Here is a 26457-nt window from a genome sequence, read left to right on the forward strand (position 1 = left end):
GACCTCACCCCTGTTCGTCATGAACATCGCCTACGACGCCTATCTCGGCCGCTACATCGGCACACCGCAGGCCGTCGACCAGAGCGGCGGCGCACCGCAGTACCTGTACGCCACCGACGACCTGGCCACGCAGAAGTGGGAACTCATCGGCGACACCGGCGACTACACCACCGCCTCCTGGTACCGCTGGTTCCTGGACAGTGCCGGCCGTACCGGCTCCGCCGTCCTCGGCAAGTCCTTCCGGGCCTACTGCTCCTTCGGCTGCTCCCGTGACGCCTCCGGCGAGTACGTCGACCTGACCGTCGACTCCGACGCGCCCGCCGCCCCGCCCATGGACACCGGCCGCCGCTACCGCATCGCCGCCGGTACCGGCCGGATCCTCGCGCAGGCCGCCGCCGGTTCCGGCACCACGTCGCGGGCGCGGCCCACCGGCGCCGCGCGGGAGTCCTGGTACTTCCGGCCGACGGGTGACGGCGCCTTCACCGTCACCAACGCGGCGACCGGCCGGCTGCTCGGCGTCGACTCCACGAAGACGGCCGCCCGAGCCTGGGGCGCCCGGCCCACGGTCACCCCGGCCCGGCCCGGCGGACCGTCCGTCGGGCAGCAGTGGTTCGTGATCCCCGGCTCCACCGCCACCGGCGGCTACCGCCTGGTCAACCGCTACAGCGGTCTCGTACTCGGCCTCTCCTCGACCGCGGGCCGGCTCGCCGAGACCACCCCGTTGCGCACCTGGACGCACACCGGCGGCGGTTCCGTGGGCGGCGGGCGCACCGCGGCCGAGCAAACCCTGTCCCTCGTCCCCGCCAGGGCCTGACCGGCGGCCCGGGCCCGCACCGGCACTCCCGCCGCCGCGCGCCCGGGCCGGCCCCGGCCGTCCGGCTTCCGCCGCCGCGTGGCCGGGCCGCCCCGGCCGCCCCATGGCCTCCGCTCCCGTCCCGCAGTTGAAGGACCTGACGTCCAAGGACTTGTGGCCGGCTTGGTTCATCACTTAAATCAAAACATGAACTAAGCCTCGGGGTCAGCTGCTTGACCCTTCCCCGCCCCTTGGAGCCGCCGCATGAGACTGAGATCCCTGGGCGTCGCGCTGGCCGCCACCGCCGCGCTGGCCGCCCTGCCCACCGCCCACCCGTCGGCCGGTGCCGCCGAAATCCCCCTGCCCCAGGGGAAGACGGTCACCGCGTCGTCCGAGGAGAATCCCGGCCCCGCCGCCGCCCCGGCCGTCGACAGCGGACCCGGCTGCGGCACGGCCGACGCCGCCCGGGGCAGGCCCGCCACCGCGTCCTCCACCGAGAACGCCGGCACCCCCGCCTCCGCCGCCTTCGACGGCGACCCTGGCACCCGCTGGTCCAGCCAGGCCGCCGACCCGCAGTGGGTACGGGTCGACCTTGGCTCCGTCCAGGACGTCTGCAAGGTGGACCTCGACTGGGAGACCGCCTACGGCAAGGACTTCCAGATCCAGGCCTCCGCCGACGGGCAGAACTGGACCACCCTCGAGAACGTCACGGGCGCGACCGGCGGAACGGCGTCGTACGACGTCAGCGGCTCCGGCCGGTACGTCCGGATCCGCGGCACCGCACGCGGCACCGGATACGGGTACTCCCTGTGGGAGGTCGCCGTGCACACCGGCTCCACCGGTGTGCCGCCCGTCCAGGGCGGCGGCGACCTCGGACCGAACGTCATCGTCGTCGACCCCTCCACCCCGAACCTGCAGCGGAAGTTCGACGACGTCTTCGCCCGGCAGGAGTCCGCGCAGTTCGGCACCGGTCGCTACCAGTTCCTGCTCAAGCCCGGCACCTACCACGGCATCAACGCACAACTCGGCTTCTACACCTCGGTCTCCGGACTCGGCCTGAACCCCGACGACACGCAGATCGACGGGGACATCACGGTCGACGCGGGCTGGTTCAATGGCAACGCCACCCAGAACTTCTGGCGTTCGGCGGAGAACCTCGCCATCAAGCCGTCGAACGGCACCGACCGCTGGGCGGTCGCCCAGGCCGCGCCCTTCCGCCGCATCCACGTCCAGGGCGGCCTCAACCTCGCCCCGAACGGATACGGCTGGGCATCCGGCGGCTATATCGCCGACTCCAGGATCGACGGCACCGTCGGCCCGTACTCCCAGCAGCAGTGGTACACCCGCGACAGCTCCGTCGGCGGCTGGTCCAACGGCGTGTGGAACATGACCTTCTCCGGCGTCCAGGGCGCCCCGGCGACCGACTTCGACAGCGGCCCGTACACCACCCTGGACACCACGCCGGTCTCCCGGGAGAAGCCGTTCCTCTACCTGGACGGCAGCGGCTACAAGGTGTTCGTCCCGGCGAAGCGCACCAACGCCCGGGGCGTGTCCTGGCCCGCTGGCCCGGGCAACTCCCTCCCGCTGGACCGGTTCTACGTCGTCAAGCCGGGCGCCACGGCCGCCACCATCAACGCCGCCCTCGCCCAGGGCCTCAACCTCCTCTTCACACCGGGCGTCTACCACCTCGACCGGACCATCGACATCACCCGCGCCGACACCGTCGTCCTCGGCCTCGGCCTGGCGACCCTGGTCCCGGACAACGGCGTCGACGCGATGCACGTCGCCGACGTCGACGGAGTGAGGCTCGCCGGGTTCCTGATCGACGCCGGCCCCGTCAACTCCGACACGCTCCTGCGCATCGGCACCCCCGGCGCCGGGGCCGACCACTCCGCCGATCCCACCACCATGCAGGACGTGTTCGTCCGCATCGGCGGCGCCGGACCCGGACTCGCCACCAACTCCGTGGTCGTGAACAGCGACGACGTCATCATCGACCACACCTGGATCTGGCGCGCCGACCACGGCGGCGGTGTCGGCTGGGAGACCAACCGCGCCGACCAAGGCCTCCGCGTGAACGGCGACGACGTCCTGGCCACCGGCCTGTTCGTCGAGCACTTCAACAAGTACGACGTCTACTGGAACGGCCAGCGCGGTCGGACGATCTTCTTCCAGAACGAGAAGGCGTACGACGCCCCGAACGCCGCCGCCGTCACCCACGACGGCATCGTCGGTTACGCGGCCTACAAGGTGGCGGACTCCGTCACCTCGCACGAGGCCTGGGGACTGGGCAGCTACTGCAACTACACGGCCGATCCGTCGATCGTGCAGGCCCACGGCTTCCAGGTGCCCGTGACATCCGGGATCAGGATGCACGACCTGCTGGTGATCTCGCTGGGCGGCAAGGGCCAGTACGCCCACGTCGTCAACGGCACCGGCACCCCCACCTCCGGGACCGGCACCGTCCCGTCCAAGGTGACGTCCTTCCCCTGAGCCCGCCCGCGTCCTCCGGACGGGAGCCCGCTCCGTCCGGAGGACGCCCGTCAGCCGGCGGACAGGGTGTCGTACGGCGTCCGCCCATAGGCCTCCCGGTACAGGGAGGCGAAACGGCCCGGGTGGTGGAAACCCCAGCGGGCGGCGATCGCCGTGACGCTGTTCCCGTCACCGGGGCCGGCCGCAACCAGGTCGAGATGGGCGTGTGCGAGCCGGACCCGGCGCAGGTGCGCGAGCGGAGTCGTGCTCAAGTGCCGCCGGAAGGCGTACTGCAGTGCGCGGGTCGTCACATGGGCCGCGCCGGCGATCTCGGCGACGGTGACGGGCTCGTCCGCGTGATCGTCGATGTAGGCCAGCGCGCGGCGCAGCACCGCCGGGTGCGCGTCGTTGCGGTCCGTCGCCGTGGGCTCGGTCCGGGCCGTGTGCGGGAAGGTGGCCAGCACGCTCGCCGCCAGGTGCTGGGCGGCCGTCGAAGCGATCAGCGGCTGGTCCGCGATCTCGGGATCCGACAGCACCGTGTCCCGCAGATGGGCGATCGTACGGCCGAGGTGACGGGCGGCCGCCGCCGAGTGCGGCCGGTGGCCGGTCAGCCGTACCGGCCGGGATGCGTCCGGACCCGTGGCCACCTGGGCGAGCAGCGCGGGATCCAGCATGGTGATGTTGTAGCGCGCACCGCTGATCCGCCCCGAGAACGGCACGTCCGGCGGCGCGAACTGCACCAGGTCACCGGGACCGAAGGCGTCCTCGACGCCCGGGAAGCGGTGGTCCCGCACGGTTCCCTCGTGCATGAGGCACAGGCAGATCCGGCCGAGCGGTGTCACCGAGTAGCTCATCTCGAAGTCCAGCGCGAGTTCGTCGACGCTCATGGAGGCCACACCGGCGCGGTGGACCCGGGCGTGGTTGGAGCCGGGCGTACCGCTGGAGATGTTCATGCGGGCGTACGCCCGGCTGAGGAAATCCGCCGTGACGTCCAGGTCGTCGCTGTCGAAAGTGAGCGATTCCATGTTCCCCGGCTGCCCCCGCAACTCCCGTACATGCGCCTCTGACCAGCAGCTTTTCGCTTTCTGGATGGTGTCGCGGCAGGTTGTTCGCGCAGCGGCTGTCCGAGCGCGGACGGCCCTCGCAAGGTGAATCCATGATCGGACGTGACGAGCAGGAGGACCAGTTGGAAACGCTCCGGAAGGAGGTGGACCAGCTGCGCCAGGCCCTGGTCTCGCACGTCCTGGTCGACCAGGCCATCGGTGTGGTCACCGCCGTGGGCCGGCTGCACCCGGAGCAGGGCTGGGGCGTCCTGAAACACGTCTCGCAGCACACCAACGTCAAACTGCGGGAAGTGGCGCGCTGTCTGGTGGAATGGCCGTCGAGCGGCCGGCTGCCCGAGGTGATCCGCCGCGCTCTGCCCGCCGCCATGGAGCACGCCCGCGCCGGCACCGACGGCGACCACGGGTACGACCCGGTGGAGGTGCACTGCGACCGGCCCGCCTGAGCGTCCGCCTGCGCTCACGCCGCCGCCCGCGCTCACGCCGGCGCCGCACGCTCACGCTGCCCGTGCTGCTCACGCCGCCGTCGCGCGCAGACCTTGCCACGCCCGGTCACGCAGGTCCGTGTCCCCCAGCACGTCCAGTGCCGTGCAGGCCAGCGCCTCCACCACCGCCAGGAGGACCCGCCGGGCGCGCTCCGATGCCGCGGCCACGGCGAACTCCGGTGTGTGGTCGGAGCCGTCGGCGCCCATGATCGCGACGAAGGGGTGGATGGCAGGCACCCGGCCACTGACGTTGCCGATGTCGGAAGAGCCCAGGTACACCCCCGGGACCGGTGGGGTCAACGGGATGCCGGCCCGGTCCAGATGACCGGCGAACCGCTCGGACAGCGCCGCGCTGTCGCGGAAGTGCTCGTAACGCACGCTCGCCCGCTCCACGGTGACGGAGGTGCCGGTCGCCAGCGCCACGCCCTCCGCCGCGGTGCGCAGCCGTCCCGCCAGGCCGTCCAGGGCGGCCGTCGTCAGCGCACGCAGTCCGAAACGGCCCTCGGCGTACTCGGGCACGATGTTCGTGGCCGTACCGCCCTGGGTGATGATCCCCTGCACGTGCGAGCCCTCCGGCAGCCTCCGGCCGAGCACCGACAGGACGTTGAACAGCTCGATCAGCGCCGCGAGCGCGTCGATGCCCTCGGTCGGGTCGCCCGTCGGATGCGCGGCCCGGCCCCGGAAGGCGACCCGGTACTGCTCCTGCGCGGTCAGGGGCGCCCGCGCCCAGTCGTACACCCCCGGATGGAACATCAGGGCGGCGTCCACGCCGTCGAAGACCCCGGCCGCCACTTCCAGCGCCTTGCCGCCACCGCCCTCCTCGGCCGGCGTGCCCACGGCGAGGACCGTGCCGCCGGCCCCGCCCCGCACGGCGTCCACGACCAGGGCCGCCCCGAGGCCGGCCGCCGCGATCAGATTGTGCCCGCAGGCGTGACCCAGCCCGGGCAGGGCGTCGTACTCCAGCGGAAACGCCACCACCGGCCCGTCCCGTCCGGAGCGGGCCGTGAACGCGGTCGGCAGGCCGGCGACCTCCCGCCGTACCTCGAAACCCGCGCACTCCAGCTCGCCCGTGAGCAGCGCCGCCGCCCTGTGCTCGGCGAACGCGGTCTCGGGGTGCGCGTGCAGTTCCGACGCCACGGCCCACAACGCGTCGGCGCGCCGCGCGACCTCCTCCTGGACCCGGCGGTACGGCAGCACGAGGCCTCCTGGGATGCGTCGGGCGTGTTCCGTGCCGGGTCCGGGTTCCACCCGGACGGCTCCTGACACCGGCCGCGCGGGTTTGGGGCGCCCGGCGGGTGCTACACGGTGGGTGCGACGCCGACCACTCTCAGGAGGACAGCCATGGATCACTCACGCGCACCCGTCCTAGAGGCACTGCAGGAGTTCCGGCGACGCGGGGACGTGGTCTACGGTCCGCCCGGGCACAAACAGGGGCGCGGCACCGATCCCCGCGTGGCCGAGGTGGTCGGCCTGGACGTCTTCCGCTCGGACGTGCTCACCCTCAACGGCCTGGACGACCGCCGGCAGTCCCAGGGCGTGGTGGAGCAGGCTCAGGAGCTGATGGCGGACGCGGTCGGCGCCGAACACGCCTTCTTCTCGACCTGCGGCTCCTCCCTGTCGGTCAAGACCGCGATGTGCTCGGTCGCCGGGCCGGGCGAGAAGCTGCTGATCTCCCGCAACGCGCACAAGTCGGTCGTCGCGGCCGTCATCATCAACGGCGTCGAGCCGGTCTGGGTCCACCCGAAGTTCGACGCCGAACGGCACATGGCCCACCCGCCGGAGGCCGACGACGTACGCGACCGGCTGCGCGAACACCCGGACGCCAAGGGCATGCTGCTGATCACCCCCACCGACTGGGGCACGTGCGCCGACATCAGGGCCGTCGCCGACGTCTGCCACGCCGTCGACGTACCGCTCATCGTGGACGAGGCCTGGGGGGCGCATCTCCCCTTCCACCCCGGCCTGCCCGCGTGGGGCATGGACGCGGACGCCGACCTGGTCGTCACCAGCGTCCACAAGATGGGCGGCGCCATCGAGCAGAGTTCGGTGTTCCACCTTCAGCACGACCGGGTCTCGGTGGACGTGCTCAAACAGCGTGAGGACCTGCTCGGCACCACCAGCGCCTCCTGCCTGGTCTACGCGGCCCTCGACGGCTGGCGGCGGCAGATGGCCGAACAGGGCCACGGTCTCCTGGACACGGCCCTGCACCGCGCCGAGCGCATCCGCGCCCGGCTGCGGGAGCTGCCGGGCCTGCGGGTGATGGGCGGGGAGGTCATCGAGGAGGGCCTGGCCGCCGAGTACGACCCCCTGAAGATCGTCGTCGACGTACGCGACCTCGGCATCAGCGGAATGCAGGCGACCGAGTGGCTGCGCACCCACTGCCACATCGACATGGGCGGCTCGGACAGCTGCCGGATCAGCGGCTCCATCACCCACTCGGACGACGAGGAGACCGAGAAACTCCTCGTGGAGTCCGTACGCACGCTCGTGGAACGGGCGGACAGCATCGAGCGGCAGCCCGCCGTGGACTTCCCCGAGCCCCGCGCCCTCGAACCGGAACAGGCCGTGCTGCCCCGCGACGCCTTCTTCGGCCCCGCCGAACAGGTGTCGGCAGAGCGGGCCGTAGGCCGGGTCGCGGCCGAGATGATCAGCCCGTACCCGCCGGGCGTACCGGTCGTGGCCCCCGGCGAGGTGATCACCACGGAGATCGTCGACTACCTGCGCAGCGGTGTCGCCCACGGCTTCCTCGTCCCGGACGCGGCGGACTCCTCGCTTCAGACCCTGCGCGTCATGGCACGCCCCTGACCGGCCAGGCCCCGCCGGACCACGACCGGACGTGCCGAACTGCGCCGGCCGGTGTCAGCGCCTACTGTGGCGTGTGCGGGCGGCCGGGTGTCTGCCTGCCCTGGGTCAAGAAGCCGGCCCTGCCGACGAACACACCCTCGGCGGCGGCCACTTGGCCCTGCCGCGGTCCCCGGGTCCGGACCGGCGCGTCCGGCGGGCCTGCCCTCCCGGCAACTCGATAGGAGACGGCCCGACTTCACCCCGACCGGGAAATCCCCGTGACTCCCGGTTTCGGACGCCCCGGCCCGGGGACCTCGGTACGAGGGCTGCCGACGCCCCCTTCCCTCCGGTTCTCCACCGGCGACACGCATGGCGCCGGCCGCATGCCCCGGCGTGGCCGCCGCGCATCGGACACCCTCAGCCCTTGCCGGGCCCGCCCCCGTGACCAGCGTAAGGAACAGGTACTGATGAGCGAGACGAACCCCCTGAAGCGAGCGGCGGACAAGGTGGCGGACGCCCTGCACGGTGAGCCCGCGGGCCCCGAGGGCGGTATCCCCGGCAAGCCTGGACCCGAGTCGCCGCCGGTCGCCGAGCCGACCCGGCCCCATGAGCCGTATCCGCCCAAGCCGGACCAGAGCGGCCCGGACACCGTCTCGCCCACCGGCCAGCCCACCGGCGCCGACCAGGCGCGGATGGCGCAGAGCGGCAGCTACCTGACCAGCGCCCAGGGCACCCGGCTGTACGACACCGACCACTCGCTCAAGGCCGGTCCCCGCGGCCCGGTGCTCCTGCAGGACCACCACCTGCGTGAGAAGATCACGCACTTCGACCACGAGCGGATCCCCGAGCGTGTGGTCCACGCCCGCGGCGCCGGAGCGCACGGCGTCTTCCGCAGCTACGGCACGGCCGCCGACGTGACGAAGGCGGCCTTTCTCGCCGAGGACGTCGAGACACCCGTGTTCGTGCGCTTCTCCACCGTGCTCGGCTCCCGGGGCTCCGCCGACACCGTCCGCGACACGCGCGGCTTCGCGACGAAGTTCTACACCAGCGAGGGCGTCTTCGATCTGGTCGGCAACAACATCCCGGTCTTCTTCATCCAGGACGCGATCAAGTTCCCGGACGTCATCCACGCCGGCAAACCGCACCCCGACCGGGAGATCCCCCAGGCGCAGAGTGCCCACGACACCTTCTGGGACTTCGTCACCCTGCACACCGAGGCCACCCACCACACCCTGTGGAACATGTCCGACCGGGGCATCCCGCGCTCGTTCCGCACGATGGAGGGCTTCGGCGTCCACACCTTCCGCATGGTCGACGCGGCCGGCGGGACGACCCTGGTGAAGTTCCACTGGAAGCCCAAGCTGGGTGTGCACTCGCTGGTGTGGGAGGAGGCCCAGCTCATCAACGGAATGGACCCGGACTTCCACCGCCGGGACCTGGCCGACGCGATCGAGGCCGGGGCCTACCCCGAGTGGGAGTTCGGCATCCAGACCTTCCCCGACACCCCCGACCAGACCTTCGAGGGCATCGACCTGCTGGACCCGACGAACATCGTCCCCGAGGAACTCGCCCCGGTGCAGCCGATCGGGCTGCTCACCCTCGACCGCAACCCCTCCAACTTCTTCGCCGAGACCGAGCAGGTCGCCTTCCACCCCGGCCACCTCGTCCCCGGCATCGACATCACCGACGACCCGCTGCTCGCCGGCCGCCTCTTCTCCTACCTGGACACCCAGATCACCCGGCTGGCCGGCCCCAACTTCGCGCAGATCCCGATCAACCGGCCGCACGCCCCCGTCAACGACATGACGCGCGACGGCTTCCACCAGACGGCCGTGCACCGGGGCGTGGCCCCCTACCGCCCCAACTCCCTCGACGGCGGCTGCCCCTTCACCGCCGGCGCGGACACGGGGGCGTACATCGAGGCGCCCGTGCGCGTGCCGGAGGCGACGAAGGTCCGGGAGGCACCGGAGACGTTCGAGGACCACTTCAGCCAGCCGCGCCGGTTCTGGCTCAGCATGAGCCCGGTGGAGCGCGAGCACATCATCGGCGCCTACTCCTTCGAACTCGCCAAGTGCTACGAACAGGCCATCAGGGAACGCGCCTTGCAGGTCCTGGCGAACATCGACCCGGAACTGTGCGCGGGCGTCGCCGCCGGTCTCGGTCTGCCCGCCCCGGAACCCACGGTGCCGCTGGCCGACGTCGAGCCCAGCCCCGCCCTCTCCCAGGTCGGCCGTACCTGGCCCACCGACGGCCGGATCATCGGCATCGTCACCGGCCCCGACGGCGACCTAGACGGCGTCCGGGCCGTACGGCAGGAGGTGCTCGACGGCGGCATGGTGCCGTTGATCGTGGCCCCGGCCGGCGGCACCCTCGGCGCAGGCCCGGACGCCCTGACCGTCCAGCGGACCTACGCCACCGCCCGCTCCGTGGAGTTCGACGCGCTGCTGGTGGCCGGCACGCCCGGCGTGGGCGCCGACGCCTACGGCGCCCGTGACGCCAAGGCGGGCCACCCCACCATCCAGCAGGCCACTCCGGACCCCCGGGTGGGGCTGCTGCTGTCGGAGGCGTACCGGCACGGCAAGGCCATCGGTGCCGCCAAGGGCGGGGAGGCCGCGCTGGAGGCGGCCGGCATCCCGCTCGACGCGCCCGGCGTGGTCGCCGCGGACGCCGCCACCGCCGTGCTCCAGCAACTCGCTCAGCTGCTCGGTTCGCATCGTGTCTGGGAACGCTTCCCCGCCGCCGCCTGACCCCACCACCACCGTCGGCCCCCGCGACAGGGGGGCCGACGCACGGCGGTCCCGGTCCGGCCGGCCCGGACCGGCCGGCGTGCACCGGCTGCTCAGGGCAGACGGTTCCTACCGGCTGTTCAGGACCGAGGGTTCTGGAGCGGCTGTTCAGCGCCGACGGTTCCGGACCGGCTGCTCAGCGCCGAGGGTTCTGGAGCGGCTGTTCAGCGCCGACGGTTCCGGACCGGCTGCTCAGCGCCGAGGGTTCTGGAGCGGCTGTTCAGGGCCCACGGTTCCCGACCGGCTGCTCAGCGCCGAGGGTTCAGGCCGACGCTGGTGGACCGGTTCTTCAGTGTCCGTCCGCCCGGCACAGCAGCAGGCAGATGTCGTCATCGTGTTCGGAGTCGTGCAGCATCGGCTTGAGCAGCGAGTCGGCCGCCGTGTCGAGGTCCTCCACCTCCGCCGTCCCCAACGACCCCATGGCGCGGGCCAGTCGGTCGATGCCGGCGTCGATACCGGCGGAACGCCGCTCCACCAGGCCGTCCGTGTAGAGGGCCAGGGTGGATCCCGGCGGCAGCTCGAGGGTGTGCTCCTCGTACTCGTACGGCACCGGAACCCCCAGCATGATGCCCGGCTTCGCCTCCAGCACCCGTACCTCGCCCAGCGGACCGCGCGCGACGGCGGGCGGATGCCCGGCGGCGGCCCACACCACCCCGGCCTCGCCCGGCGTGAACCGGGCGATCGCACAGGTCGCGTACAGCTCGGGCTGCTGATGGTGGAGCATGCGGTGCAGCAGGGTCAGGATCCGTGCCGGGCCGTTGCCCTCGACGGCGTACGCGCGCAGCGCGGTGCGCAGCTGCCCCATGATGACCGCCGCGCGCAGCCCGTGCCCCGTGACGTCCCCTATCACCGCGAGCACACTGCCGTCGGGCTGCGGGAAGGCGTCGTACCAGTCGCCGCCGATGTTCAGACCGTGGGTCGCCGGCAGGTAACGCGCGGCCAGGGAGAGGCCCGGGATGGCCGGCAGGTCGGTGAGCTGGGCCTGCTGCAGGGCCCGGGCGACGTCCCGGTGCTGCTCGTACTGGCGGGCGTTGTCCAGGGCGATGCCCGCCCGCCGGGCCAGTTCCAGCAGCATCACGGTGGTGTCCGGGTCGAAGCGGTCTCCGGGCGCGGCCAGCGTCAGCACCCCCTGCACGGTCCGGGCGCCGAGCGGCAGGCACAGCAGCGCCCGGTCCGGGAACAGCGCGGACGCCGGCAGGTCGTCCACGCCCGGGAGTTCGCCGGGGTACGGGCCCGCGTGCTGGGGGCGGCCGGTGCGGGCCGCCGCCACCGTGGCCGCCGCACGCCCGCCCGGCGGGGTCCGCTCGTCGTCCACGAGCCAGAGGTCGACGTGCCGTGCGTACTCCGGGACCAGCAGCTCGGGCAGCCGGCGCAGGATGCCCTCGTGGTCGAGGGAGGCGTTGAGGACGGCGCTCGCATTCGCCAGGAAGGTCAGCAGCCGGCGGGCCTTCTCCGCCTCCGTGCGTGCCGTCCGCTCGGCGTCGAGGAGTTCGCGCTGAGCCAGCGCGGCGGCCTCCAGCTCGGCGTGCAGGGCCAGCACGCCCTGGTTGGTCTGGTGCAGTTCCTCGCGGTGGAACCGGACCAGCTCCTCCATCTCGTCCAGGCTCGCGCGCAGGGCATCGGCGTTCGCGTCGGCGTCCAGCAGCGCCTCGGCGAGCCGGGCGTCGTCCGGGCCGGGCAGCGGCCCGGTCAGGGGGGAGGGGCAGGCGAGCGTCTGCCGCCAGGGCTGGGGGCCGCGCAGGACGACCCGCAGTTCCCCGTCCGCGACGGTGGTCAGGGTCAGTTCCGCCGTGCCCGCACCGAGGCCGCGGCGCAGTCGTGCGCCGAGCGCGGCCAGGAAGCGGGTGCGGTGGGGCGCGGGCACACCGGCGTCCGCCGTGAGCCGTGCCAGCACGGCGCGGGCACGGGCCGCGTCGGCGGCGGAGGCGATGGTCCAGGTGTCAGAGGTGGCGGTCATCGGAGGTGGTCCGGCGGTCGGGGGCCAGTACGGCCACGCTGGTGTCGTCGCGGAGGGGGCGGGCGGGGCTGCTCGCGTCCCGCAGGATCGCCGCGGCCACCACCGACGGGTCGTGGGCGAGCAGCCCGGCGTCCGCCGGCGGGGTCCAGCGGCTCGGGAGACCGTCGCTGTGCACGACGAGCAGACTGTCCGGCCGCCACGGCAGCCGCCGCTCGGGCACGTGGGCCGGGAAGTACGCCCCGACGATCCCGGGGTGGGAGACGAGGGACGTCCAGGTGTTCCCGGTGCGCAGCCGGGCGCCGACATTGCCGACGCCGGCGAAGCGGAGTTCCGCCCGCTCCGTGTCCACCTGGGCCACCGTGATCGCGGCACCCCGGGTGGGCCGCAGCGCCGTGTGCAGCCGGCGCAGTATCTCCGCCGGCGGCAGGTGTGCCGCGCGGCGCAGCTCGGTCACCGCCGCCGTGGACGCGTGCGCGGCCTTCGGCCCGTGCCCGAGGCCGTCGGCGAGCAGCAGTGTCAGCAGCCCGCCCGAGCGCGCCCAGCCCCAGGCGTCCCCGCAGTGCTCGGCCTGCCCGAGTGACACCGTGATGCCGCCGGCGCCCGGTCCGGCCGTGGGGTCGGCGTGCTGGGCGGACGCCGGGTCTATCCGGGCTGCCGCCACCGTCCCGCGGCCCGGCACGCTGTGCAGACGGAAGGCGCTCGCGCTCCGCAGACAGCTTCCCAGCCCCGCGCCCAGCGAGCCGGCGGCGGTGGAGCTGCCGTCCCGCAGCGCGGTGGCGACATCGGCGATGCCCGGCCCGTGGTCCAGCGAGAACACCTGGACGGACGTGCCGGGACCGCCGGCCGGCGGCGCCACCAGGTTCACCACCATGTGGCCGCCGCCCGCGTGTTTGAGCAGGTTGGTGGCCAGCTCGGTGGCGACCAGCTCGGCGGCCGCCGTGCGCCGCGCGTCGAGGCCCGCCTGCCCGCACGCCTCCCGGGCTGCGATCCGTGCGTCCCGGACCCGGGTGGAGTCATGCACCGGGACCTCCCAGACCCGGCTCATTGCAGCCCCTTACGGGACGCGGGCACCTGGGCCACCCAGGCGACGGCGGTGACGGTGGTGCCCCGGCCCGGCTCGGTGTCGACCCGGAACTCGTGCACCAGCCGCTTCGCCCCGCTGAGCCCGAGCCCGAGGCCGCCGCCGCTGGTGTAGCCGTCGGTCATGGCCAGCTCCAGGTCGCGGATGCCGGGGCCCTGGTCCGCGAAGCGCATCCGCAGGCCCCGGGTAAGGCCGTTGTCCAGTGGCGTGATCTCGGCGTGCCCGCCACCGCCGTGCACCAGCGTGTTGCGGGCCAGCTCGCTCGCCGCCGTCACCAGCTTGGTCTGCTGCACCAGGCCGAAGCCGAGCTGTGCCGCGCACTGCCGCACGTGCTGCCGGACCCAGGCCAGATCCGCGTCCGAGCCGATGGGCAGGCTCGTCGCGGACGCCTGGCCGGAAATGTGCATCAGCTCCCTCCCTGGGACAGCACTTCCATGGCACGGTCCACGTCCAGCGCGGTGATCAGGCCGGGCAGGGTGAGCCCCAGCTCGACCAGGGTGATCGCCACGGCGGGGCGCATGCCGGCCAGGACCGTTCGGGCGGCCAGCAGCCGGGCCGTGGAGGCGATCTCCGCGAGCACCCGGCCGAGGAACGAGTCGACGATGTCCACCCCTGAGATGTCGATCACCACGCCGGTCACCCGGCTGGTGGAGATGCGGCTGGTGATGTCCTGCTGCAGCTGCTCGGCCATGCCGTCGTGCAGTTCGCCCTGAAGTGAGACGAGCAGGACGTCGCCGAGAGCGAGCACCGGCACCTGGACGGGCTGACCCGGTACGGGATGGTTCACCGGGCGCTCGCACCCGTGTCCGAGCGGGTCATCTCGATGCCCTGCCGGCCCAGCGCGTAGGCCAGCGCGTCGGCCAGCGAGGCCCGGGTCACCACCGAACCCAGGTCGATGCCGAGCTGCACGATCGTCTGTGCGATGGCGGGCCGGATCCCGGAGACGATGCACTCGGCACCCATCAGCCGCGCTGCGGCCACCGTCTTCATCAGGTGCTGGGCGACGAGCGAGTCGACCGTCGGGACGCCGGTGATGTCCAGGATGGCGTACCGTGCGCGCTGGTCGACGATGGCTTCCAGCAGCGACTCCATCACGACCTGGCTGCGGGCGCTGTCCAGCGTCCCGATCAGCGGGACGGCGACCGTGCTCTCCCACAGCTTGATGACCGGGGTGGCCACTTCGAGCAGCTGCTGGCGCTGCCGCTCGATCAGCTCGGAGTTCGCGTCCAGCGCCGTCTCCATCACCACCAGGCGCAGGGTGCCGAGCAGCACGGTGAGTGCCAGCACGGACTCCTGTGCCTGTGCGGAGGTGGGGTCGGTGAACTCGTCGCGCAGCAGGTCCATGGCGGGGACGCGGAGTCCGGCCACCTCGTCGGCGATCTGGGAGGGGGTCGACCCGGCACGGGCACGGGTCGCGGCCATGCGTCCCAGCTGCTCGCGCACGGTACCGAAGCCGGGTGCGTCGATGTCCTCCAGCCGTCCGCTGACGGCCACTTCGGACAGTGCGTCCACCACGGCCTTGCACGCCTCGACCGCCTCGTCGCGGGAGAGCGTGAAGACCGAGCGGAACAAGAGAGCGTCGGCCCAGCGCTGGGCGACCTGCTCCCTGCGCCGCTCCAGGAACGAACTCACCACCTGCGGCGCCGACTCGGCTGCGTCCTGCTCCGGCACTTACATCCTCTCCTCTCGCACAACCAGGTGCCGCCGCTGGTCGGCCGGCTCCCGGAGCCGATCATTGCCGGCCGTCCACCGTAGCTGCGGTGGGCGGCCCGGCCAAACCTGCGGCCACGCCCGCTTCTGCCTCGTCAACGGCGCTCGGCCGGCCGCCGTGAACTCCGGCTCCGGGTGGTCCCGGAGACGCGTATTCGGGCCACCTCGGGCCCGTTCGGGCAGGCAGGCGCGAGGGGCGGGCCGGTTTCCGGCCGCCGGGTCGTCCCGGTCGGTTTCCCGCGCACGTCGCCACGGCTCCTTCGATGTGTCCGAGCGGTTCCGGCCCGCCGGTGTGTGCCGCCGGGCCGGTGTCGGGGGGCCGTCTACCCCGAAACCCGCCGTACTCTCCTCGCTGTTGCCGACGTCACTCGCGCGTGCGACCGGCGCGTACCCGCCGGGGGGTGTTCACCGCCGGACGAACCGGGCGCCCGGGTCAGTCCCGCGCCGGTGCCGGGGCCTCCCGGCAGGCCGGTACCGGCTGCGGCTGCGGCTGCGGCTGGGACTGGGGCGTCGGCCGGCGACGGCGACGCAGCAGGAGCTGGCGGGCGGGGCACTCCACCCCCTCGTACAGCACCCAGGACAGCGCCAGCGAGACGGCGAACACCGCCGTGGTCGCGCCGAGGCCCTCCAGGACGCCGTAGTGCGGCTTCGTTCCCAGCAGGTTCGTGGCCGCGCGCAGCACCAGCAGGTGGACCATGTAGAAGGCGAAGGACAGCTCCCCGAGCCGCACCATCCGCCGACGCCGCCACAGGGACGGCAGTCCCTGCAGGTCGGCGACCGCGGCCGCGGGGATGAGCAGGGCGAACCCGGCGATCGTGCACACGGTCGCGGAGTAGCCCGGCGTGACCTGCGGGACGAGGAAGTAGCCGAGGATCGCCAGGGCGAGCGACGCCTCCAGTCCGGGCCCGCGCCAGCGGCCGAGCAGCACCAGCCGTGCGGTGACCGCGCCGAGCACGAACTCGGGCAGCCGCGCGGCGGGGAAGGAGTAGATCGATTCGGTCCACCAGTGGTGGGCGTCGGTCCAGGACAGCGCCGCGACGGCCGTCAGTGACAGCACGCCCAGTGCGGCCGTCGCGCGTGCGCCGAGCCGGCGGAGCAGCAGGACGAGCAGCGGGAAGGCGGCGTAGAAGAACGCCTCGCAGGCCAGGGACCAGCTGACCGGGTTCAGCGTCTGCCACCACGGCCGCCACCAGGAGTGCAGCAGGAGCGCGTTCGCCAGGGCCTGCTTCGGGGTCGGCCGGGTCTGGTGCGTCAGCATGCACGCCAGTACGAACGCGACGGCGAGGGTGACCAGGTGCACCGGGTAGATCCGCGCGATGCGCCGCCGCCAGAAGGCGAGGGCGCGGTCGCGAGGCCGCGCCGACCAGGTCAGCACGAATCCGGACAGCACGAAGAAGAACGACACTCCGGTGGCGCCCGCGCCGAACCCCCACGTCACCAGCCGGCCACCGGTGCCGCCGAAGTAGCCGAAGTTCTGCACGTGCAGTCCGAACACCAGCAGCGCCGCCATCCAGCGCAGCCCGGTCAGCGACGGCAGGGCGGGCAGGGCATCCGGTGGGGAGGGCCGGGAGGGCTGTGCACCGGTCCTCGTGGGCGGCGTCCGGAGCGCCCGGGGCGTCGCCGTGGTCATCGAATCACCTGCCGCAGGGGGGTGGCGTGGGGCATGAAGGGGTACGTTGCCCGTCCACCCCCCGTCCATCACGTCGCATGGCAAACATCACACTGCTGCCGAACGACGGACCGCCGTGTATGCCACGGACGGCGGGCCGGGGTACGCCCGGACGAGTGAGGGGGCCCAGCGGGATGACGGGCGGCCCCCGCCCCCGCACGGGCGCGCGCTCTGTCCCCCTTCGGCCGCGGCTACGGCCGCCCGTCCCGCCTGACGCCGGCCGGGCCGGGGGCCGTGCGCCGGAACGCCGCTCCGACGGCCGGACACGCGGCCCCGTCAGGTGCCGTCGGAGCAGACCGGCTCCACCTGGCCGAGACCGACGGAGCCCGGGCCGCGGGCTACTGCGGGTCCAGGTGCGACGCGAGGACCGCCGCCTGGACCCGGCGCTGGACTCCCAGCTTCGCCAGCATCCGGGAGATGTGGTTCTTGACGGTCTTTTCCGAGAGGTACAGCCTCTTGCCGATCTCGCGGTTGGTCAGACCGTCCCCGATGAGTGCGAGGATGTCCCGCTCGCGCGGTGAGAGGTTCGCCAGCTCGGGCGGCAGCGAAGGGGTCTGTGCCGGCTCGGTGCGCAGGGACCGCATGAGCCTGGCCGTGGTCGCCGGGTCGAGCATCGACTGTCCCGAGGCGACGGTGCGGACCGCGGAGACGAGGTCGGAGCCCTTGATCTGCTTCAGGACATAGCCGGACGCCCCGGCCATGATGGCGTCCAGCAGGGCGTCCTCGTCGTCGAACGACGTCAGCATGAGGCACGCCAGGTCCGGCATGCGGCTGCGCAGCTCACGGCAGACCGTGATGCCGTCCCCGTCCGGCAGCCGCACGTCGAGCACGGCCACGTGCGGGCGCAGCGCGGGACCGCGGCTGAGCGCATGCTCGGCGGTGTCCGCGTCGCCGACCACGGAGATGTCCGGTTCGGCGTCGAGCAGGTCGGTCAGGCCGCGTCGTACGACCTCGTGGTCGTCCAGCAGAAACACGCGGATCGGGTCCTGTTCCGTGAAGGTGCGTGTTCCGGTCATGGCGACCTCTCGTTCCGCTGAATGGGCCGGCTGCGGGCTGCCCCGCGCTGATCATGCACCCGTCCGGGCCGGGCGGACTAGGGCCGACCGGCCCCGGTCACTCCATGATCGTCGCTGAGGGGTGCCGTACATGGTGAACTCCGAGAACTGCCCGGCGGCTCAGGGCCCGCCGCGCCGGCGCGGCGGCGCCGCGGCACTGCTCCGTCCCCAGCATGTGCCGCCGCCGGGGCACCGGCCAGGGGCCGGCAGGCCTGCCCATGGGCCGTTCGGCCCCCTGCGGGGACGTGCGGCCCCTGACCCCGCGCGCCCGGCATCGTCACGCTGGAGACGGATCCCTCTTCGCCCGGGGTTCCCTCTTCCCCGGAGGTGGAGACGATGGCCCGGACCGTCACGGTAGGTCTCGACGACTCGCCCGAGAGCCGCGCCGCCGCCGAATGGGCGGCACGCGAAGCCGGACTGCGAGGTCTGCCCCTGAAAGTCGTCCACGTCCGGGAGCCGCTGCCCTCCTACGCGGCGCAGGCCCCGCTGCTCGGCGGTGAGACACGGCAGGACTGGACCGAGCGTGTGCCCCGTGAGGCCGCGGAGGGGCTGCGGCTGAGGCATCCCGGTGTGGAGGTGATCACCGACCGGCTCACCGCCGACCCGGCCGAGGCCCTGATCGAGGCGGCGGACTCCGCGGAGCTGATGGTGCTGGGCTCGCGCGGCTTCGGCACGATCGGCGGGTTCGTGGTCGGCTCGGTCAGCCTGGCCGTCATCGCCCGTGCCGAACGTCCCGTCGTGCTGGTCCGGGCCGGGGAGCAGGCCGCCGACGAGCACAGGGCGGACCCCGCGGGCGTACCGTCCGCCGCGACCCCCTTCCGGCCCGTCGTGCTCGGCCTCGACCTGAGCGCCCCGGACGACACCCTGCTGGAGTTCGCCTTCGACGCCGCCGTGCGCCGTGCCGCCCCCCTGCGGGCCGTGCACGGCTGGACCGAACCGCCCGTCTCCTCCTACCACCGCTCCTACGGTGATCCCGAGCCCCACGACTCGCTCGCCCGCAGCCGGGCGAGGGCCCTTGCGGAGGTGCTGTCCCCCTGGCAGCACAAGTTCCCGGACGTCGAGGTGATTCAGGCGAGCCGGTGCGGCAGCGCAGCACAGGTCCTCCTCGACGCCTCACGCCAGGCTTCCCTGGTCGTCGTCGGCCGGCGCATCCGCACCAGCCCCCTCGGTACGCACATCGGCCCTGTCGCGCATGCCGTCCTGCACCATGCCATGGCCCCGGTCGCCGTGGTCCCGCACGACTGAACGGGGCGGACGATGGATCTTCCGGTCGTCGTCGGCGTCGACGGCTCCGAATGTCGTGGTGCGCGGCAGCCACGACGACGCGGTCCGCCCAGGGGCCCCGGGCCGGATCGTCCTCGGGGTCGGGGGAGGCCGAGGAGGTCGGCTGCCGTACGGTTCGCCGTTCAGGAGGCGGCCCTGCGCGGGGTGCCCCTGGACGCCGTACGGGCCTGGCGGCACTCCCTGCGCGAACCGGCGCACGCCGAACAGCAGCAGGCCGCCGAACTGCTGGAGGAGGTCCTGCGGGACGTGCCGGCGGAGCCGTCGGTGCATCGCCACGCCGTCGAAGGGAACCCCCGTGACGCGCTGGTCGCCGCCTCCCGCGAGGCTGGCCTGCTCGTCGTCGGCGCCCGGCGCCGGCCGGGCCACTACGGGCTCCGGCTGGGCCGGGTGGCCCACGGCGTGCTGCACCACGCGGCATGCCCGGTGGCCGTCGTACCAGAACTCTCCTGACATTCCCGGCACACTTGCCGCCGATGAACGACGAATCCGGAGGTCCCATGCCCACGGCCGCCCACCCGGACGCCACCGCACTCACCGACGAGGAACTGCGCAGCCTGGACGCCCACTGGCGCGCCGCCAACTACCTGGCGGCGGGTCAGATCTACCTCATGGCCAACCCGTTGCTGACCGAGGCGCTCAGGCCCGAGCACATCAAGCCGCGGCTGCTCGGTCACTGGGGCACCTCGCCCGGCCTGAACCTGGTGTACACGCACCTCAACCGAGTGATCAAGGCGCGGGGACTGGACGCCCTGTGCGTCTGGGGCCCGGGACACGGAGGCCCGGCGGTGCTCGCCGGCTCCTGGCTGGAGGGCAGCTACAGCGCGACCTACCCCGACGTGACCCGGGACGCGGCGGGCATGGCCAGGCTGTTCCGCCAGTTCTCCTTCCCCGGCGGGGTCCCCAGCCACGTGGCCCCGGAGACCCCCGGCTCGATCCACGAGGGCGGCGAACTCGGCTACTCGCTCGCGCACGCCTACGGCGCCGCGTTCGACAACCCTGCCCTGCTGGTGACCTGCGTGATCGGCGACGGCGAGGCGGAGACCGGGCCGCTCGCCGCCTCCTGGCACTCCAACAAGTTCCTCGACCCGGTCCACGACGGCGCCGTCCTGCCGATCCTGCACCTCAACGGTTACAAGATCGCCAACCCGGCCGTGCTGTCCCGGCTCCCCGAACCCGAACTCGACGCGCTGCTACGGGGATACGGCCACGATCCCCTCTACGTCACCGGCGACGACCCGGACACGGTGCACCGGGCCCTGGCCGCGGCGTTCGACGAGGCACTGGACACCATCGCCCTGGTGCAGCGTTCCGCCCGCGAGGACGGCGCCCCCGAGCGGGTGCGCCGGCCGTTGATCGTGCTGCGCACCCCGAAGGGCTGGACCGGTCCGGCCGAAGTCGACGGCGTTCCCGTCGAGGGCACCTGGCGCGCCCATCAGGTCCCGCTCGCCACCGTGCGCGAGAATCCGGACCACCTGCGGCAACTGGAGCAGTGGCTGCGCTCGTACCGGCCCGACGAGCTGTTCGACGCGGACGGCCGCCCCGTCGCCGAGGTCCTGGCCTGCGTCCCCGAGGGCAGCAGGCGACTCGGAGCGAGCCCGCACGCGAACGGCGGACTTCTCACCCGCGCGCTGCCGCTGCCCTCCCTCGACGACTTCGCGGTACCCGTCGACAAGCCCGGCACCACCCTCCACGAGCCGACCCGGGTCCTGGGTGACTTCCTCGCACGGGTCATGGACGACACCCGGGTACGCCGGGACTTCCGCCTCGTCGGACCGGACGAGACCGCTTCCAACCGGCTGCAGGCCGTCATCGACAGCGGCGGCAAGGCCTGGCAGGCCGGGGTGCTCCCGGTGGACGAACACCTGGACCGGCACGGCCGGGTGATGGAGATCCTCTCCGAACACCTCTGCCAGGGCTGGCTGGAGGGATATCTGCTGACCGGCCGGCACGGTCTGTTCTCCTGCTACGAAGCCTTCGTGCACATCGTGGACTCGATGGTCAACCAGCACATCAAGTGGCTGAAGACCGCACGGGAACTGCCCTGGCGGGCCCCTGTCCCGTCCCTCAACTACCTCCTCACCTCACATGTGTGGCGCCAGGACCACAACGGCTTCTCGCACCAGGATCCCGGGTTCGTCGACCACGTCCTGAACAAGAGCCCGGCCGTCGTCCGGGTCTACCTGCCGCCGGACGCCAACACGCTCGTGTCCGTGACCGACCACGTCCTGCGCAGCCGCGACTACGTCAACGTCGTCGTGGCGGGCAAACAGCCCTGCTTCGACTGGCTGACCATGGACGAGGCCCGGGTGCACTGCGCGCGCGGGGCCGGAATCTGGGACTGGGCCGGCACCGAGAACGGCGGGGAACCCGACGTCGTCCTGGCCTGCGCCGGTGACGTCCCCACGCAGGAGGTGCTGGCGGCGGCACAGCTGGTGCGGCGGCACCTGCCCGGGCTGGCGGTGCGCGTGGTCAACGTGGTCGACATGACGCGGCTCATGCCGCACGAGGAGCACCCGCACGGGATGACCGACTTCGAGTACGACGGGCTGTTCACGCCGGACAAACCGGTGATCTTCGCCTACCACGGTTACCCGTGGCTGGTCCACCGCCTCGCCTACCGCCGGGCCGGACACCCCCACCTCCACGTACGCGGCTACAAGGAGTCGGGGACCACGACCACCCCGTTCGACATGGTCGTCCGCAACGACCTCGACCGGTACCGGCTCGTCATGGACGTCATCGACCACGTCCCGGGTCTCGCCGTCCGAGCGGCCCCCGTTCGCCAGGTCATGGCCGACGCCCGCGCCCGCCACCACGCATGGATCCGCGAGCACGGCACGGACCTGCCCGAGGTCGCCGAGTGGAGCTGGAACGCCTGAGCGTGACCGCCCCGGGGGGAGGGCCGTGAGATCCGGGCGGCCTTCTTCCCAGGGGCGGCTGCCGGCTTTCTCCTCAGGGGGCGGCCTCCTGTCTTCTCCTCAGGGTGCGGCTTCCTGCCTTCTCCTCAGGGTGTGGCTTCCGGCAGCGGATGAGGGACCCGTGCGTGCACTTCGAAGACGCCCCCGAGTCCGGTGGCCCGCAGGGTGCGCCGGAAGTTCGCATCCTCCGCTATCAGCCGTATCCGGCCCTTGCGGGCCAGCGCCCGGTTACGGGCCCGGCACAGTACCCCGAGCCCGGCACAGTCGATGAAGTGGACCGACCGCAGGTCCACCACCAGGTCGGGCTGCGGGCGCGCGGTGAGCGCGTCGAGCCGTTCGGACAGCGCGGGGACGCTCAGCAGGTCGACCTCGCCCCGCAGGGTGACGACGTTCGCGTCGCCGACCACGCGGTGGGCTATGACCAGGTTCTGCCCTGTGTCGTGTTCGGCCGCGTGGACGGTGTCGTTCTCGGACATGCGATGAGCGAACCGGAAAAACCGGACGCGGTACTAGGGCCGTTCGGCTCTGATCACCGGCCCGGCCGGGCACAGCGGCTTCCGGCGCTCCCGGTGGGCGCTCGGCGGGCACCCGGCTCCCCGGCCGGCGCCGTCCGGGCACAGGGAAGGGCCGGACGGCCCAAGCCGCGGCCCCCACCCACTGGTGAAGCTGGACAGGCGGGACGGATCCGGCACCGGGCCGGAACGCGGATCCCGCGATGGAGCGAACGCAGAGGGTGAGGAGCGCCATGAAAGGCTTCGTCTTCCACGGTCCCGGACAGGCGTCCTGGCGAGACGTCCCGGATCCTGCCGTCAAGGCACCCACCGATGCCATCGTGAAGGTCGGCGCCGTGACCATCTGCGGGACGGACCTGCACATCCTCAAGGGCGACGTCCCCGAGGTCCGCCCCGGCACGGTACTCGGTCACGAGGCGGTCGGTGAGATCGTCGAGACCGGCAGCGACGTGCACACCGTACGGCCGGGCGACCGGGTGCTGATCTCCTGCATCACCTCCTGCGGCCGGTGCCGGTTCTGCCGGGACGGCTCGTACGGCCAGTGCCGGGGAGGCGGGGGCTGGATCCTCGGCCACCTCGTCGACGGCACCCAGGCCGAGTACGTCCGCGTCCCGCACGCCGACCTGTCCGTCCACCCGCTGCCCGCCGCCGTGCGCAGCGAGGAAGCCGTCCTGCTCGCGGACATCTTCCCGACCTCCTACGAGGTCGGAGTCCTCAACGGACGCGTACGCCCCGGGGACACCGTCGTCATCGTCGGCGCGGGCCCGATCGGACTGGCGGCGATCGCCACGGCACGCCTGTTCGCCCCGGAGAGGATCGTCTCGGCCGACCTGGCTCCCGCCCGGCTGGAGGCCGCCCGCCGGCTCGGTGCCGACGCTGTCGCGGACGTCCGGGAGGCCCCGGACGAACTGGTCGCCGACCTGACCGACGGGCTCGGCGCGGATGTGGTCATGGAGGCGGTCGGCGCACCCGAGAGCTTCGAGCTGTGCACCCGTCTGGTCCGCCCCGGCGGGCACGTGGCCAACATCGGTGTGCACGGCAAGCCCGCCACCCTGCACCTCGACGACCTGTGGGACAAGAACGTGACCATCACGACGGGCCTGGTGGACACCCGCTCCACCCCCATGTTGCTGCGGATGGCCGCCGCCGGCCGGTTGCCCACCGCGCAACTGGTCACGCATGCCTTCGCGCTGGATCACATGGAAGAGGCGTACGACGTCTTCACCAAGGCCGCGGACACGGGCGCGCTGAAGGTGGTGCTCGGCGGGGAGCAGCACGCGGAGGTCGCCGTTCCAGCGGCTTGACCGAGAAGCGAGAAGGCGGTCTCCGCTTCGGCGGCTTGACCGGGAGGCGGTCTCCGTTCCGGCGGCTTGACCGGGAGTCGGTCTCCGCTCAGGGGCGCCGCCGTCCTTCGTCGTGCGTGTCGTGCGTATCGGTGACCAGCACGCCCGTGACCATCTCCGGATGGATGCGGACCGCGTGGTCCGTCTCCTGCTGCGGGCCCCAGGGACCCAACATCCCGAGGACGCGCCGCAGTTCGTCGGGGTCGGTGATCAGGCGGGCGAATCCGGTGATCACCACGCTCCACCCGGCATGCGTCTCCGGGTCGATCACGTCGGCCTCGTAGGCCACCACCACTCCCGTACCGTCGGCCCGCTGGGCGGAAGAGGTCAGTGCCCCGCCCTCCTGCGTGCGGATCACGATGTCCCCGCCGTCCACGATGTGGTTGACGGGACGGACCGTGGGCAGCGCCTGCCAGGTGAAGACCAGCCTTCCGAGGGAGACACTGCCCAGCAGGCTCAGGGCCTCGGCCGGGCCGAGGTCGACGCGGCGCCGTCTCGGACTGTGATCACTGATCATGGCTGGCTTCTTCGCTGGCTTCCTCGCGCGACCCCGGCTCTCGTCTCGTCGGAACGGCCGCCCGGTCTCGTCTCCTGCGACACCGAGCGGGCGGAGCGACACCGCGGGGGAACCGGTGCCGCTCCTGATTCCACGGTTGCTCCCGGCCCTCGTGCGTCCCAGTGCCGTTCGGTCCTCGGTGGGGGGCCGTTCGGCCCGGTTTCACGGGGTGGGCCGGTCCGGCGCACCGCCCCGGACGGAAGCCGATATCGTGGAGTCGACCCGCCGGTGAGGTCCGTGTGCCGGCCGGACCTGGAGGGACTTGGTGGCAGGCTCCGAGGAGCCCCGCGTACGGCTGCCGCAGCTCAAGCTCGACGAACTGCTGGAGGAGCTGCAGGCCCGGATCAGTGCGGCCCGGGGCACCCAGGGCCGCGTGCACAGCCTGCTGGAGGCGGTCCTCTCCGTCGGCCGGGAACTGGACCTGGAACAGGCTCTGCACGCCATCGTGGAAGCGGCCGCCGCGCTCGTGGACGCCGAGTACGCCGCCCTCGGTGTCATCGGACCGGACGGCACACGACTGTCCGCCTTCCACACCGTGGGCGTCAGCGAGGAACAGATCGCCGCCATCGGCCCCTATCCGGAGGGCCACGGCATCCTGGGCGAGCTGATCCGGCACCCGGAGCCGCTCCGCCTCGGGAAGATCTCCGGGCACCCGGCCTCGTACGGCTTCCCGCCCGGCCATCCGCCCATGAACCGTTTCCTGGGTGTCCCGATCCGGGTACGGGACCAGGTCTTCGGCAATCTGTATCTGACGGAGAAGAGGGGCGGCGCCGAGTTCGACGAGGAGGACGAGTCGGTGCTGTCCACGCTGGCCGTGGCCGCCGGCGTCGCCATCGACAACGCCCGCCTCTACGAGGACTCCCGGCTGCGCGAACGCTGGCTCGGCGCGAACGCAGAGATAGGCCACAGCCTGATGTCCGGCAGCGACCGCGCCGACTCCCTGGGCCTGATCGCCGAGCGCGCCCGGGAGATCTCGGCTTCGGCCCTGGCGGCGGTCGCCCTGCCCATGGAGGACACCAAGTCGCTCGCCGTGGAGATCGCCGTCGGAGTGGACGCGGAGGCACACCGTGGCCTGGTGCTGTCCATGGACGAAAGCCTGATGGGACTGGCGTACGCCGCTGCCGCCCCGGTCACCAGCGACGACGTCGTGCACGACCCCCGGATCAACCCCGAGCCGCCTCGTTTCGGGGGGCTCGGCCCCGCCGTCGCCGTGCCCATCGGCACGGGCGAGGGCGGAGCGCGTGGCGTCGTACTGGTGGCCCGGGAGGAAGGCCGGCCGGTCTTCCTCCAGAGGGAGACCGAGATGCTGCAGGGCTTCGCCGCCCAGGCCGCCATCGCGATGGAGCTGGCCGAGCGCAGGCAGGACGCGCAGCAGATCGCGCTGCTGGAGGACCGTGACCGCATCGCCCGGGACCTGCACGACCTGGCCATCCAGCGGCTGTTCGCCACGGGGATGACCCTGCAGAGCGCGGGGCGTTTCATCGAGCATCCCGAGGCCTCGGAGCGGGTGCTGCGGGCCGTCGACGACCTGGACGAGACCATCAAGATCATCAGGTCGACGATCTTCGGGCTGCGGGCGCACAAGGGGACCGCCGGCAGCGGTTTGCGGGCACGGGTGGTCCGTACGGTCGGTGACGCCGCCCCGGTGCTGGGCTTCACGGCCAGCGTGCGCATGGAAGGCCTGGTGGACACCGATGTGCCGGCCGACATCGCCGATGCCGTCGTCGCCGTGCTGACCGAGGCCCTCACCAACATCGCCCGGCACGCCCACGCCGGCCGGGCACAGGTGACCCTGACGACCGACGGCCGTGAAGTGCGCCTGCAGGTCACGGACGACGGAGTGGGCATCGCGCCCGGCGGCCGGCGCAGCGGTCTGCGCAACATGGCCGAGCGGGCGGAAAGGCTCGGCGGCCGGCTCGAACTGACCCGCCCCGAGGACGGCGGCGCCACGCTCGACTGGCACGTCCCCCTGCCGCCTGGCTGAGCCGCAC

Annotated in this window: 21 protein-coding genes; 10 read left to right on the forward strand and 11 right to left on the reverse strand. The window is 72.7% G+C overall.

The genetic code is table 11. From position 1 onward, the window contains the following. Together JK359_RS33745 and JK359_RS33750 are read left to right on the forward strand one after the other, a co-directional pair. Positions 1–814, forward strand: an 814-nt coding sequence (locus JK359_RS33745; protein ID WP_201843430.1) for an RICIN domain-containing protein, incomplete at its 5' end; no start/stop codon positions are given. A 243-nt stretch (positions 815–1057) separates the two neighbouring features. Beyond that, a complete protein-coding gene (locus JK359_RS33750; RefSeq protein WP_201843431.1) occupies positions 1058–3286 on the forward strand; it encodes a discoidin domain-containing protein in 2229 nt (742 codons plus the stop codon). A gap of 50 nt (positions 3287–3336) precedes the next feature. Here the strand turns inward: JK359_RS33750 and JK359_RS33755 are convergent, their stop codons facing one another. Beyond that, positions 3337–4290 (reverse strand): helix-turn-helix transcriptional regulator, encoded by a 954-nt coding sequence (locus JK359_RS33755; RefSeq protein WP_201843432.1) that lies wholly within the window; start codon positions 4288–4290, stop codon positions 3337–3339. 131 nt (positions 4291–4421) lie between these two features. Here JK359_RS33755 and JK359_RS33760 point away from each other — a divergent pair, with 131 nt between their 5' ends. Next, positions 4422–4772: an ANTAR domain-containing protein gene (locus tag JK359_RS33760; RefSeq protein ID WP_201843433.1), complete on the forward strand. Its 351-nt coding sequence runs from the start codon at positions 4422–4424 to the stop codon at positions 4770–4772. Between the two features lie 69 nt (positions 4773–4841). Here JK359_RS33760 and JK359_RS33765 read toward each other — a convergent pair whose 3' ends face one another. Next, entirely contained in the window at positions 4842–6023 is a 1182-nt protein-coding gene (locus tag JK359_RS33765) for an amidohydrolase (protein WP_372445514.1), read from the reverse strand. Positions 6024–6152: 129 nt separating this feature from the next. Between JK359_RS33765 and JK359_RS33770 the strand changes: the two genes are divergently transcribed. Together JK359_RS33770 and JK359_RS33775 are read left to right on the forward strand one after the other, a co-directional pair. Continuing rightward, complete coding sequence (locus JK359_RS33770; protein ID WP_201843434.1) at positions 6153–7616, forward strand: aminotransferase class I/II-fold pyridoxal phosphate-dependent enzyme; 1464 nt, start codon at positions 6153–6155, stop codon at positions 7614–7616. Positions 7617–8062: 446 nt separating this feature from the next. Then, on the forward strand, positions 8063–10342 hold the full coding sequence (locus JK359_RS33775) for a catalase (RefSeq protein ID WP_201843435.1): 2280 nt from the start codon (positions 8063–8065) through the stop codon (positions 10340–10342). 328 nt (positions 10343–10670) lie between these two features. Here the strand turns inward: JK359_RS33775 and JK359_RS33780 are convergent, their stop codons facing one another. The 7 genes from JK359_RS33780 to JK359_RS33810 all read right to left on the reverse strand — a co-directional run bounded on the left by JK359_RS33780 (position 10671) and on the right by JK359_RS33810 (position 17814). Then, positions 10671–12338, reverse strand: a complete 1668-nt coding sequence (locus JK359_RS33780; protein ID WP_201843436.1) for a PP2C family protein-serine/threonine phosphatase — start codon at positions 12336–12338, stop codon at positions 10671–10673. After that, positions 12322–13383, reverse strand: a complete 1062-nt coding sequence (locus tag JK359_RS33785; protein WP_201843437.1) for an ATP-binding SpoIIE family protein phosphatase — start codon at positions 13381–13383, stop codon at positions 12322–12324. The genes JK359_RS33780 and JK359_RS33785 overlap by 17 nt, the downstream gene beginning before the upstream one ends. Beyond that, positions 13380–13826: an anti-sigma regulatory factor gene (locus tag JK359_RS33790; RefSeq protein ID WP_201843438.1), complete on the reverse strand. Its 447-nt coding sequence runs from the start codon at positions 13824–13826 to the stop codon at positions 13380–13382. The genes JK359_RS33785 and JK359_RS33790 overlap by 4 nt, the downstream gene beginning before the upstream one ends. Next, positions 13826–14206 carry an STAS domain-containing protein gene (locus tag JK359_RS33795; RefSeq protein ID WP_201843439.1) on the reverse strand — a complete coding sequence of 127 codons (381 nt, stop codon included), beginning with the start codon at positions 14204–14206 and terminating at the stop codon, positions 13826–13828. Before JK359_RS33795 ends, JK359_RS33790 begins: the two co-directional genes overlap by 1 nt. After that, complete coding sequence (locus JK359_RS33800) at positions 14203–15090, reverse strand: STAS domain-containing protein (protein ID WP_201843440.1); 888 nt, start codon at positions 15088–15090, stop codon at positions 14203–14205. The genes JK359_RS33795 and JK359_RS33800 overlap by 4 nt, the downstream gene beginning before the upstream one ends. A gap of 472 nt (positions 15091–15562) precedes the next feature. Continuing rightward, on the reverse strand, positions 15563–16759 hold the full coding sequence (locus JK359_RS33805) for an acyltransferase family protein (RefSeq protein ID WP_201843441.1): 1197 nt from the start codon (positions 16757–16759) through the stop codon (positions 15563–15565). A gap of 377 nt (positions 16760–17136) precedes the next feature. Further along, complete coding sequence (locus tag JK359_RS33810) at positions 17137–17814, reverse strand: response regulator (RefSeq protein ID WP_201843442.1); 678 nt, start codon at positions 17812–17814, stop codon at positions 17137–17139. Between the two features lie 375 nt (positions 17815–18189). Between JK359_RS33810 and JK359_RS33815 the strand changes: the two genes are divergently transcribed. The 3 genes from JK359_RS33815 (at position 18190) to JK359_RS33825 (ending at position 22016) form a co-directional block, all read left to right on the forward strand. Next, entirely contained in the window at positions 18190–19098 is a 909-nt protein-coding gene (locus tag JK359_RS33815) for a universal stress protein (protein WP_201843443.1), read from the forward strand. Between the two features lie 183 nt (positions 19099–19281). Next, positions 19282–19587: a universal stress protein gene (locus JK359_RS40470; protein ID WP_372445513.1), complete on the forward strand. Its 306-nt coding sequence runs from the start codon at positions 19282–19284 to the stop codon at positions 19585–19587. 47 nt (positions 19588–19634) lie between these two features. After that, a complete protein-coding gene (locus tag JK359_RS33825) occupies positions 19635–22016 on the forward strand; it encodes a phosphoketolase family protein (protein WP_201843537.1) in 2382 nt (793 codons plus the stop codon). A 125-nt stretch (positions 22017–22141) separates the two neighbouring features. Here the strand turns inward: JK359_RS33825 and JK359_RS33830 are convergent, their stop codons facing one another. Then, positions 22142–22531 (reverse strand): STAS domain-containing protein, encoded by a 390-nt coding sequence (locus JK359_RS33830; protein ID WP_201843445.1) that lies wholly within the window; start codon positions 22529–22531, stop codon positions 22142–22144. 269 nt (positions 22532–22800) lie between these two features. On the opposite strand from JK359_RS33830, the gene JK359_RS33835 reads away from it, so the two are divergent. Further along, positions 22801–23871: a zinc-dependent alcohol dehydrogenase family protein gene (locus JK359_RS33835; protein WP_201843446.1), complete on the forward strand. Its 1071-nt coding sequence runs from the start codon at positions 22801–22803 to the stop codon at positions 23869–23871. 88 nt (positions 23872–23959) lie between these two features. On the opposite strand, the gene JK359_RS33840 is transcribed toward JK359_RS33835, so the two are convergent. After that, positions 23960–24427 (reverse strand): pyridoxamine 5'-phosphate oxidase family protein, encoded by a 468-nt coding sequence (locus JK359_RS33840; RefSeq protein ID WP_201843447.1) that lies wholly within the window; start codon positions 24425–24427, stop codon positions 23960–23962. Between the two features lie 304 nt (positions 24428–24731). Between JK359_RS33840 and JK359_RS33845 the strand changes: the two genes are divergently transcribed. Continuing rightward, the gene (locus tag JK359_RS33845; protein WP_201843448.1) at positions 24732–26450 is read left to right on the forward strand and encodes a sensor histidine kinase; all 1719 of its coding nucleotides are present in this window, start codon (positions 24732–24734) and stop codon (positions 26448–26450) included. Positions 26451–26457 lie beyond the last annotated feature (7 nt).

Origin of the sequence: Streptomyces actinomycinicus, from assembly GCF_016741775.1 — a bacterium.
Classification (GTDB): Bacteria; Actinomycetota; Actinomycetes; order Streptomycetales; family Streptomycetaceae; genus Streptomyces; species Streptomyces actinomycinicus.